Source organism: Clostridium thermopalmarium DSM 5974, from assembly GCF_002995795.1.
Taxonomy (GTDB): domain Bacteria; phylum Bacillota; class Clostridia; order Clostridiales; family Clostridiaceae; genus Clostridium_H; species Clostridium_H thermopalmarium.
Map to the genome: position 1 here is coordinate 39,748 of NZ_PVXN01000019.1, position 11,295 is coordinate 51,042.

At 31.1% G+C, this 11,295-nt stretch carries 10 protein-coding genes and 1 riboswitch; of the genes, 4 read left to right on the plus strand and 6 right to left on the minus strand.

All coding sequences use genetic code 11. The features are described from left to right. Positions 1–113: 113 nt before the first annotated feature. A riboswitch (TPP riboswitch) is annotated at positions 114–215 on the plus strand. A 101-nt stretch (positions 216–316) separates the two neighbouring features. From thiT to CPAL_RS04800, 4 genes are all read left to right on the plus strand, one after another. After that, positions 317–955, plus strand: coding sequence for an energy-coupled thiamine transporter ThiT (thiT, locus tag CPAL_RS04785; RefSeq protein WP_061858854.1), 639 nt, complete (start codon positions 317–319; stop codon positions 953–955). A gap of 167 nt (positions 956–1,122) precedes the next feature. Then, entirely contained in the window at positions 1,123–1,404 is a 282-nt protein-coding gene (locus CPAL_RS04790; protein WP_061858855.1) for a LysO family transporter, read from the plus strand. Continuing rightward, positions 1,401–1,997, plus strand: coding sequence for a LysO family transporter (locus tag CPAL_RS04795; RefSeq protein WP_061858856.1), 597 nt, complete (start codon positions 1,401–1,403; stop codon positions 1,995–1,997). Before CPAL_RS04790 ends, CPAL_RS04795 begins: the two co-directional genes overlap by 4 nt. Before the next feature lie 107 nt (positions 1,998–2,104). Next, positions 2,105–2,860, plus strand: a complete 756-nt coding sequence (locus tag CPAL_RS04800) for a 3'-5' exonuclease (protein ID WP_061858857.1) — start codon at positions 2,105–2,107, stop codon at positions 2,858–2,860. Between the two features lie 32 nt (positions 2,861–2,892). On the opposite strand, the gene CPAL_RS04805 is transcribed toward CPAL_RS04800, so the two are convergent. The 6 genes from CPAL_RS04805 to CPAL_RS04830 form a co-directional block, all read right to left on the minus strand. Further along, positions 2,893–4,338 (minus strand): TrkH family potassium uptake protein, encoded by a 1,446-nt coding sequence (locus tag CPAL_RS04805; RefSeq protein ID WP_061858858.1) that lies wholly within the window; start codon positions 4,336–4,338, stop codon positions 2,893–2,895. After that, a complete protein-coding gene (trkA, locus tag CPAL_RS04810) occupies positions 4,289–5,695 on the minus strand; it encodes a Trk system potassium transporter TrkA (RefSeq protein ID WP_106024181.1) in 1,407 nt (468 codons plus the stop codon). Before trkA ends, CPAL_RS04805 begins: the two co-directional genes overlap by 50 nt. Positions 5,696–6,128: 433 nt before the next feature. Then, entirely contained in the window at positions 6,129–7,790 is a 1,662-nt protein-coding gene (locus CPAL_RS04815; RefSeq protein ID WP_061858860.1) for a ribonuclease J, read from the minus strand. Between the two features lie 147 nt (positions 7,791–7,937). Beyond that, positions 7,938–8,591 (minus strand): 3-oxoacid CoA-transferase subunit B, encoded by a 654-nt coding sequence (locus CPAL_RS04820; protein WP_106024182.1) that lies wholly within the window; start codon positions 8,589–8,591, stop codon positions 7,938–7,940. Between the two features lie 14 nt (positions 8,592–8,605). Further along, complete coding sequence (locus tag CPAL_RS04825) at positions 8,606–9,322, minus strand: CoA transferase subunit A (RefSeq protein WP_061858862.1); 717 nt, start codon at positions 9,320–9,322, stop codon at positions 8,606–8,608. A 216-nt stretch (positions 9,323–9,538) separates the two neighbouring features. Continuing rightward, complete coding sequence (locus CPAL_RS04830) at positions 9,539–11,047, minus strand: DUF1846 domain-containing protein (protein WP_061858863.1); 1,509 nt, start codon at positions 11,045–11,047, stop codon at positions 9,539–9,541. Positions 11,048–11,295 lie beyond the last annotated feature (248 nt).

Here is an 11,295-nt window from a genome sequence, read left to right on the forward strand (position 1 = left end):
CATCATTTATAAACTATCGTTTCTTCCTATAATTTTAAAATTTGGTATTAATTATTTTACTTAAGTCTTGCAATATCTATATGCTAATGCTAGAATGAAATCATAAAATAAAATATATGTGCTAGGGGTGCCTTTGGGCTGAGAGATGAATTTATTCATTAACCCTCTAACCTGATCTGGATAATGCCAGCGTAGGAAAGCAGTTACATAGTACTTGTAATCTACTAGCCGTAATCCTACATTACGGCTTTTTTGATTATAAGGATTATAATCCTACTGCAACTTCCTTAGCACAAATTTAAAGGAGGTTATTTTTATGTCATTAAAAGAAAATATTTTAACTCTAATCAAAAATCCAACTTCAATTATTGCACTTATAGGTTTATTAATTATAATAGGAGTGCTAATAAAGACTAGAAAAATTAAACTTAATTCAAGAATTATAGCTATTATTGGCGTATCTTTAGGGTTAGCCACAGTACTTAAGGTATTTAGAATATATCACTTACCTCAAGGTGGAAGCATTACTGCTGGAAGCATGGTACCAATATTATTAGTTGCTTTTTTCTATGGCCCTGAAATAGGTTTTTTAACAGGATTCCTATATGGACTTATTACTCTTTCTCTTGACCCATATATTTTGCATCCTGTTCAAGTTTTATTTGATTATCCATTACCATTTATAGCTTTAGGACTAGCTGGATACTTCCCAGAGAGAAAAGTGCTAGGTTCCGTTGTGGCCATCTTTGGAAGATTTTTATGTCACTTCATTTCCGGATGGGTCTTCTTTGGAAGCTTTGCTCCTAAAGGAATGTCCCCATTTATATATTCGTTTACAGTAAATGGTCTATTTATCTTGGTGGAAGGTGGAGTTGCCATTGCTATAATGTCATTACTGCCAGTAAAAAATCTAAGGGCAATCTTAAATAGAGGAAACAAAAACTTTGCTCACTAGAAGAAAATCTAGCATCATTCAATGTTAAACATTACGTATCGGATTTGCATTTAGGAAAGATTCTAATAGCGTCCTATAGTTGCCACCTATTATTTCACTTGATATTTTAATAAACAATTTGATAGTATAATTAAGTAGGTTATAATTTTACGAAAGGAAGAAATCTTATGTGGACAATTCTTCTATCTTTATCAGTAGGTGCAGCTATAGGATATTTCTTCAAATTATCTCATAAGCAAAAGAAAATTAATAATAAAATTCAGCAATTTGGAGTAATATTTTTGCTTTTTTCTATGGGAGTATCTGCTGGCGCAAATAAATCTGTAATTAAAAACTTAAAAAATATAGGCGCTGTATCTATCACCTTTGCCATTTTGACTTCTTTATTTAGTATTATTTTAGTATTTATAGTAACTAATAAGTTTATGAAGGAGAGTGATTCTAAGTGACACTCATTATACTTATAGCAGTTATAACTGGGATGCTCTCTGGATATCTTATAGTCCCTGAAAGTATTGCAAATAATATGGAAATTTTCAGTACCATTGCTCTAAATATTTTAATTTTATCTGTTGGAATTGATGTGGGATCTAATAAATCTATCCTAAAAGATTTAAAAAATACTGGTTTTAGGGTATTGCTAATTCCATTGTGTATAATCTTAGGAAGTTTTACTGGAGGCATTATAACTTCCTTAATTTATCATATTCCAATGAAATCTGGCTTATCTATAGCCTCTGGTTTTGGGTGGTATAGTTTATCTGGAGTGATGTTATCAAATCTAGATGGAGTTAATATTGGAACTATAGCTTTTCTTACAAATATCTTTAGAGAACTTATTGCAGTAATGCTCATTCCTGTTATTGCATCTAGATTAAATCATTATACTGTTATAGCTCCAGCTGGTGCCACTTCTATGGATACTACTCTTCCTCTTATATCCGAGGTTACATCTCCTAATATAACTATGATATCATTTTTAAATGGAGCAATACTAAGTTCTCTTGTTCCAGTGCTTATAAGTTTTTTCTATAGCTTCTAATATCTATATTTTAAAATACTAAAAGTCATCTAATCTTATTAAATATGTTTACCCCTTAAATTTGGTGGTATAATAATAGTGAAACTTAAACTTAGGGGATATTTATAATGAATTATATAGTATTTGATTTAGAATTCAACCAAGGATATAGCCCTGTAAAAGGTGATAAAAGTGCAATAAACAAAGACTGTCCTTTTGAAATAATTCAGCTCGGAGCTGTTAAATTAGATAAAAATTTGAACACTATTTCTACTTTGGACAGACTTATAAAACCTAGTATATATACTACCCTTCATCCTCTTATAGCTGAGCTTACAGGGCTTACTATAGAAAAGCTTAATAAAGCAAAACCTTTTGAAATTATATATGAAGAATTCATGGAATTTTTAAATGGTGACAGAAGCATTTTATGCACTTGGGGCATGGCAGATATTAGGGAGTTATTTAGAAATATACTCTACTATAAACTAGATATTTCTAAAGTTCCAAATGAGTATATAGATCTTCAAAGTTATGCATCTAAATATCTTAAGCGTAAAAAAGGTTTTAGCATAGGTCTAGGTGCTGCAGTTGCCTTGCTGAATATTCCTTTTAAAGAGGATTTTCATAACGCTCTTGCAGATGCTACTTATACAGCAGAAGTATTTAAAAAAATATATAGCAAAAATATTAAACCTAAAATATGCACCTTTTATAAAAATAAAAAAGATAATAAGCTCAATAAAAGAAAACAGACTGTAGACTATGATAGTCTAATCAATCAGTTTGAAAAAATATTTAATAGAGAAATCTCCGAAGAAGAAAAGTCCATGATTAAATTAGCCTATATTATGGGTAAGACAAACCAATTTCAAAATAAATAAAAGTATCTAAGGATAAATCTCCTTAGATACTTTTATTTTCTCCAGAAGGTTGGCATTATAAGTAGTAATATTGGATAAATTTCAAGTCTTCCAATTATCATATCTAGAGACATTACTATCTTACTTAAAATAGAAAAATCTGAAAAATTCCCCATAGGTCCTACCATTCCAAAACCTGGTCCTATATTTCCTAGAGTTGCTGCCACAGCTGAAGTTGAAGTTATCATATCAAACCCATCTAGTGAAACTATAAAAATACTAATAATAAATATAATGAAATATATGAAAAAAAATCCTCCTATACTCATTAAAGTTTCTTCATCTATAGATTTTCCTCCAACCTTTATAGTATATACTGCTTTAGGATGAACAACTTTTAAAATTTCTCTTTTTATAACCTTAAAAAGCAGTATTATTCTAATATTTTTAATTCCTCCTGACGTAGATCCTGCACATCCTCCAACAAACATAAGACTTAATAAAATCATTTTACTAAATGTTGGCCATAAATTAAAATCCGTAGTGGAATACCCTGTTGTTGTTGTAATAGTAACCACTTGAAATGCAGAATATCTTAAAGACTCACCTATTGTTTTAAAAATGTTTTCATGAATATTTAAAGTTATAAGTGCAATAGACACTAAAACAATTCCAAGATAAAACCTAAATTCCTCATCTTTAAAAATCTCTTTTATATTTCCTTTAATAGCTTGATAATACAGTGAAAAGTTCACTCCACATGCAAACGTAAAAATTGTAATAATAATCTCAACATATATATTATTATAAGCTCCAACACTTAATCCCTTACTAGAGAATCCCCCTGTGCCAACTGTTCCAAATGTATGAATTAATGAATCAAACAACGGCATACCAGCTACTTTAAGCAGTATAACTTCTATAATTGTAATTATTCCATATATACCATATAAAATCTTAGCTGTTTGCCCTACCTTGGGTACTAATTTTCCTGGATTGGGTCCTGGACTTTCCGCTTTCATTATTTGAAGAGTGCCTGCTTTTGCAGATGGTAGTATAGCCAATGTCATAACAAGTACTCCCATACCTCCAATCCAATGAGTAAAGCTTCTCCAAAATAGAATTCCTTGAGGCAGACTTTCAACATCTTTCAATATACTAGATCCAGTAGTTGTAATGCCTGATGTTGTTTCAAAAAATGCATCTACAAAAGATGGAACAGCTCCACTTATTACAAAAGGAAAAGCACCAAAAAATGCAGCAAGAAGCCATCCAATAGCTACAATAGCAAAGCCATCTCTAGCATAAATATTTCTTCTTTTAGGCTTAATTCTAGCAGCTAGCAATCCAACTATAAACAATATTGCAATTGTAATTAAAAAAGCTCTTTCATCATTTCCTCCATTATATATTAAGGCTACTATGAAAGAGGGGATCATTACCAAACCCTCACATATTAATAATCTCCCCAAGCTTTTTAATACCATCCCATAGTTCATTGTGTTTTCCTCCATTTGAGCTAGATATTAAATCTTCTAATTTATTTATATTCTTATCCTTAGATATAACGATAACTCTATCTTCTTCCTGAATGGTATCATCACCATGAGGAATTATAATTTTCTTTTTTCTGACTATTGTTGCAACAATAACATCTTTTTTAAACTTTATTTTTTTCAATGGTATATTTAAGATCTTATTTTCACGATTTGCAATAAATTCTAATATTTCAACCTTTCCATCAACTATTCTATATAAGGATTCTATATTATTTCCTCTTACATACTTTAAAATCTGATTTGCAACTATAACCTTAGGAATTATTACATTATCAAGCCCTAAACTATTAACAATATGTGAATAGTTTGTTCTGCTTATTTTAGTAATAACTTTTTTTACTCCATTTTGTTTAGCTACCAAGGAGGATAAAAGATTTTCTTCATCCATGCCTGTTACCGCAATAAATCCATCCATATCTTTTATATTCTCAGATAATAGAAGTTCTTCATCTGTTCCATCAGCATTAATAATAAGTGCTCTTGGTAAAAGCTCTGAAAGAGCTACACATCTTTCTTTATCTATTTCAATTATTTTTACATTTACTCCCATATCTAAAAGCATACTTGCAAGATAGTAGGCAATTCTTCCTCCACCAAGTATCATAATATTTTTTAGTTTTTGTGGCAAAACTCCTGCCATTTTACTAAAGTTATAAATACTTGAATATTTTCCAATTACATGAATTCTATCATTTTCTTCTATTACAAACTTTCCATTTGGTACTATAACTTCTTCTCCTCTTACAACTATTCCAACTAATATACGAAACTTAAATTTACTCAATATATTCTCTAAAGCTTGGCCCACAATAGGCATATCTCTAGTAATCTTAAATTCAACCATTTTTACCATACCTTTAGAGAAATTCTCCACATTTACTGCAGAAGAAAAGTTAACCCGCTGTGCAATCTCATCAGCAGCTGCCATCTCAGGGTTTATAACCATTTCAAGGCCAAGTTCTTCTTTTAATAAAGAAAGCTCTCTTGCATATTCTGTGTCTCTAATCCTTGCAATAGTATGAGCAGCTTTTAATTTCTTTGCAGTAAGGCAACACACTATATTTACTTCATCACTATTAGTAACTGCAATAAGTAAATCTGTTCCTCTCACTCCTGCTTCTAACAGAGTACTAGTGCTAATACCATTTCCTCTTATGCACATTACATCTAAATTTTCTTCGGCTCTCTTTAGCGCAGCTGGATTTTTATCAATGATTGTTACATCGTTTCCTTCCTTCTCTAAGCTTTCTGCTAAATTGTAGCCTACTTTCCCTGCTCCAATAATTATTATTTTCATAATAGCCTCCTATTTAATTAAGTAGCTAACTACTAATAGCATAATTAAACATATATTTTTTAAGTTATTTCATATAAATTTTATTATTAGATACATGATAAACCTTTATAATAAAGATAAACAACTCTATATAAATATAAAGATTTATCACACACCTAGTTTCCTAAGCACTAATATACATTAATCATCTACAAAAATCGAGAACTTTTACGTGTTTATACTGTTTTATTTACCACTTTATTTGCCATTACCTTTAAATTCTTAAATATTTCTTCAAAAATCAACCTATTGCAATAAATTATGTTTGTTTTCGAAAAAGATTCGACTGTAACTTCAGAAAACACCATAATCCTATTAATTTTTATATTTTTTCCTTACCCTTTCTTTTGGTATATTAGCTCTACTATTGATGCCAATAATAGAGCTATTTATTTTAAATTTCCATAATAATCGGAAGAATGATAGGTCTTCTCTTTGTTTTTTCAAACAAAAATTTTTCCACAGCCTTTTTCATATTAGACTTCAAAACATACCATTCAATAATTCTATTATCTAATGATTTGTTCAGCTCTTTTTTTACAATATTCTTTACTTCTTCAATTAATTCCTCTGACTCTTTTGCATATATAAAACCTCTTGTTATTACATCAGGACCTGCTATTACACTATAAGATTCTCTCTCTAATGTAACAACTATAGCCAGCATACCATCCTCAGCTAAATGCTTTCTATCTCTAAGAACTATAGTTCCTACATCCCCAACTCCAAGTCCATCAACATATACAGCTCCAGTAGGAACTCTTCCTGCTATCTTAACTTCATTATCTGATAGCTCTAAGACCTGACCTGTTTCTAAAATAAATACATTCTTTCTATTCATTCCCAATTTAACCGCTAAATCAGCATGATGCTTTAAATGTCTGTATTCTCCATGAACAGGCATAAAAAATTTTGGCCTAGCTAAAGTATGAATTAACTTTATTTCTTCTTGATACGCATGACCTGATACATGAACTTCTTCTAAATCATCATATATTACCTCTGCACCCTTTCTAAACAACTCATTTATTACTCTTGATATAAGTTTTTCATTTCCTGGAATCGGAGATGCAGAGATTAGTACCAAATCCTTAGGCTCAATTTTAATCTTTCTATGATTAGAAAATGCTATTCTAGCAAGTCCTGCCATAGCTTCTCCCTGGCTTCCTGTGGTTATTATTGTAATCTGCTCGTTAGGATATTTATTTATTTCATCTATGTTTATCATATATCCATCTGGTATATGAAGATATCCTAAATTCATTGCTACCTCTGAAATATCTACCATACTTCTTCCACTAAATGCTATCTTTCTCCTATTTTTTACGGAAGCATCTATTATTTGCTGCATCCTATGAATGTTTGAGGCAAAGGTTGCTACAATTACTCTTCCTTCAGCATTTGAAAATATTCTAGTCAGAGTTTCGCCTATGGATTTTTCTGAAATAGAATGTCCTGGACGTTCTACATTTGTACTGTCAGCCATAAGAAGCAATATTCCCTCTTTTCCTAAGGTCGATATACGTTCTAAATCCATTACTAACCCGTCAATAGGAGTATAATCCACTTTAAAATCTCCAGTATGTAATAAAGTTCCAACAGGGGTGTGTACAGCAATACAGCATGAATCTGCTATGCTGTGAGTATTTCTTATGAATTCAATCTTTAAATTCTGAAGTTTTATTGTATCTCCAGCTGACACTACATTCAATTTGCAATCTGAAAGTATGCCATGCTCTCTTAATTTATTTTCTATTATTCCTAAAGTAAGTTTTGTTCCATAAACAGGTACATTTAATTGTTTTAATATATAAGGAAGTGAACCTATATGATCCTCATGCCCATGAGTTATAAAGATTCCCTTTACTTTTTCTTTGTTATTTATTAGATAGGTTATATCAGGAATTACTAAATCTACACCATACACATCTTCATCTGGAAAAGATATACCACAGTCTATTACAATAATTTCTTCTTCATATTCAATAACTGTTATGTTTTTACCAATTTCCCCAAGCCCCCCTAAAGGAATTACTTTCACATTGCCCTTATCCATATTTAATTCTCACCTTCATTCTTAAAAATTATATTATTTCCATTTACTTTATTTTGCCTTATAAGCGAGAATTTAATTCCTACTTAATGCTAAATAAAAAAACTTCAGACAGAGTTTTCACTCTTTCCGAAGTTTTTCACTGGTACTTTATATTTCCATTTCCTTTACATCATCAGGAACTATTAAATCTGCATCTGTAACTTTAAGAACATCTTCTACTGAAACACCTGGAGCTACTTCTTTTAATACTAATCCTTTTTCAGTAACTTCCATAACAGCTTTTTCAGTGATTATTAAGTCAACAGCTTTTGCTGCAGATAATGGTAATGTGCATTTCTTTAAAATTTTAGATTGTCCTTCTTTATTTGTATGAGTAAGAGCCACTATAACTTTCTTTGCTCCTACTAATAAGTCCATCGCTCCGCCCATTCCTGGAGTATACTTTCCTGGTATCTTCCAGTTAGCAATATTACCTTCTTGATCTACCTCTAAAGCTCCTAAAACTGTCATATCAACATGTCCGCCTCTAATAATTACAAAAGAATTAGATAAATCAAAAGCTGCTGAACCTTTTAGCATTGTAATTGGCTCTCCACCTGCGTTTCCAAGGTCTGGATCTGACTCTCCTTTTCTAGGAGTTTCTCCAAATCTAAGTCCTCCATTTTCTGTCTGAAGTATTACATCTACTCCTTCTGGTATGTAGTTAGCTGATGCTGTAGGAATACCAATTCCTAAATTAATTACCATTCCACTTTTAAATTCTTTTGCTATTCTTCTTGCGATAAGTTCCCTACTATTCATAATCGCTATACCCCCTATCTTAATTTGTTTTTAGATGCCCAAAGTTCCTCTAGATCTTGCTTTCTTTCCTCAAGAGATTTACCTTGAACAATAATATCAACAAAAATTCCAGGAGTTCCTACATTATTATAAGGAATTTCGCCAACCTCAACTATTTCATCTACTTCTGCAATAACCAAATCTGCCGCTGTTGCCATTACTGGATTTGAATTTAATGCAGTTCCTCTATACTCTATGTTTCCATACTTATCTGCTCTATATCCTTTAATTATTGCTACATCTGCCCTTAATGGCGGATATACTAAGTATTCTTTTCCATCTATAGTTATTTTCTCTCTACCTTGTTCAACTTCTGTTCCAATTCCTGTAGGAGTAATTATTCCTCCAAGCCCTGCTCCTGCTGCTCTTATTCTTTCAATCCAAGTTCCCATTGGATTAAATTCTACTTCTACTTCACCAGCATTATATTGTCTTACAAACTCTGGGTCTGTTCCAATATGAGTTCCTATAAATTTTTTAATTTGCTTATTTATCGTAAGCCTTCCTAAATCTCTTCCTCCCCCTGGATATCCTCCAGCGACAGCGATTAAAGTTAAATCCTTAACACCACTGTCTGCAATCTCATTGATCATTTCAAGTGGAATACCAACTCCAAAGAATCCACCTATCATAACTGTTGTATTATCTTTAATGTTTTTTACAGCTTCTTGCTTAGTTTGAATAATAGCCATACTTACACCCCCAAGTAATAAACTCTTTACTAAAGCTAATTATAATACATTGTTAAATTTTTGTCCAACTTTTTTTTAAATGTTTTCATAAAAACTCGAATATTTTCAACTTTTACATATATTTATCAAAATTATATTCTAATTGGCAAATCCATATTAACAAATTTATCCATTATAACTTTAAATCATTTTAAAACTCTCTAAACTCCGCGGCTTCTAGAACATATAATAAAGATTTCCTGAAGGATATTCAGCATCACATGTTACATCTATTCCTAGTTTTCTAAATGTCTGTTCATCACTTCCATTTAAAATCGTAGTCGAATGAGCTTGACATCCTTTTAACATTGGAAGCTTTTTCATTGCTACTTGAGCTGTTGGATTAGTTGCCGCTGAAATACTAAGGGCAATCAATATTTCTTCGCAATTTAAAGCTACATTTTTATCTCCTAAAATTTTAGATTTTAAGTTTACAATCGGCTCAAGTATAACTGGAGAAAGGAGATATATTTCATCAGATATATTAGCATAATATTTAATAGCATTTAACACTGCAGCAGCTGTTCCTTCCATCAACTCAGATTTTCTACCAGTTAAAATTGTTCCATCTAAAAGCTCTAGTGCTACAACAGGGCAAACATCATTTTTGCTAGAATCCTGTCTTAGCTTATGGGAATATTCTCTTGCAGGAATAACCACCTTTCTATCTTCTGGCTTTAAATTAAGTTCTTCCATAATAAGCTTTATTCTTTGATAAGCATCTTTATCCACATACCCTTTTTTATATTCACAAATTGTCTTAAAATATCTTCTTATTATTTCCTGTTTTGAAGCTTCCTTTACAACTTCATCATCTATAATTCCAAAACCTACTCTATTGACTCCCATATCTGTTGGAGATTTATATATGGATTCCTTTCTTGTTATTTTCTCTATTATTTTCTTTAGCACAGGGAATAACTCAAGGTCACGATTATAGTTTACAGCAACTTCATTATAAGCATCCATATGGAAAGAATCTATCATATTTACATCCTTAAGATCTACTGTGGCAGCTTCATAGGCTATATTTAGAGGATGTTTTAAAGGAATATTCCATACTGGGAAAGTTTCAAACTTTGAATATCCTGCATTTTTTCCTCTTTTATATTCATGATAAAGTTGGCTGAGACATGTGCTAAGTTTTCCGCTTCCTGGTCCTGGAGCTGTTACAACAACTATCGGTTTTGTAGTCTCTATATATGGATTTTGTCCATATCCTTCATCGCTCACTATTGTATCTACATCTGTTGGATATCCTTTTGTTGGCTTATGAATGTATACTTTTATTCCCCTACGCTCTAGCTTATTTATAAATACATTTGCAGATGGCTGTCCTTCATATCTAGTTATTACAACACTATTTACATCAAGTTCATATTCTCTTAATTCATCAATAAGCCTTAAAACATCCATATCATATGTAATTCCAAAGTCTCCTCTTATCTTGTTTCTCTCAATATCTCCTGCATACACACAAATGACAACTTCAGCTTTTTCTCTTAATTTATGTAGGAGCTTAACTTTTGCATTTTCATCAAATCCAGGAAGAACTCTTTTAGCATGCAAATCCTGTAGTAACTTTCCTCCAAATTCTAAATACAGTTTATCATAGTTATTAACTCTTTCTAATATGTACTTTGATTGCTCTTCTAAGTATTTTTCATGGTCAAATCCTATTTTCATTTGTAATACCCCTCATTCTATAAAATCTTGTTTTATTAATAATAATTATTTCAAGTACAAAAAACTTCGACTTTTTATTATTGCATATTTTTAAACTAAAGTAAATAATGTATTCTTAGTTTCAGAGATTTCGCATCTAATTTCCAGTAAAGCTTTTTTCTTTATAGGAAATTAGATTTTTTCTATTTTATTGAAATTTTGGAAGGGAAAAAGGCCGTAGGCCATGTATATAGATACACCTTCCCCCT

Bases quoted from the DNA above. Each gene is read 5' to 3' on its own strand.
- thiT (WP_061858854.1), top strand. From the start codon at position 317: ATGTCATTAAAAGAAAATATTTTAACTCTAATCAAAAATCCAACTTCA.
- CPAL_RS04790 (WP_061858855.1), top strand. From the start codon at position 1,123: ATGTGGACAATTCTTCTATCTTTATCAGTAGGTGCAGCTATAGGATAT.
- CPAL_RS04800 (WP_061858857.1), top strand. From the start codon at position 2,105: ATGAATTATATAGTATTTGATTTAGAATTCAACCAAGGATATAGCCCT.
- CPAL_RS04805 (WP_061858858.1), bottom strand. From the start codon at position 4,338: ATGAACTATGGGATGGTATTAAAAAGCTTGGGGAGATTATTAATATGT.
- trkA (WP_106024181.1), bottom strand. From the start codon at position 5,695: ATGAAAATAATAATTATTGGAGCAGGGAAAGTAGGCTACAATTTAGCA.
- CPAL_RS04815 (WP_061858860.1), bottom strand. From the start codon at position 7,790: ATGGATAAGGGCAATGTGAAAGTAATTCCTTTAGGGGGGCTTGGGGAA.
- CPAL_RS04820 (WP_106024182.1), bottom strand. From the start codon at position 8,591: ATGAATAGTAGGGAACTTATCGCAAGAAGAATAGCAAAAGAATTTAAA.
- CPAL_RS04825 (WP_061858862.1), bottom strand. From the start codon at position 9,322: ATGGCTATTATTCAAACTAAGCAAGAAGCTGTAAAAAACATTAAAGAT.
- CPAL_RS04830 (WP_061858863.1), bottom strand. From the start codon at position 11,047: ATGAAAATAGGATTTGACCATGAAAAATACTTAGAAGAGCAATCAAAG.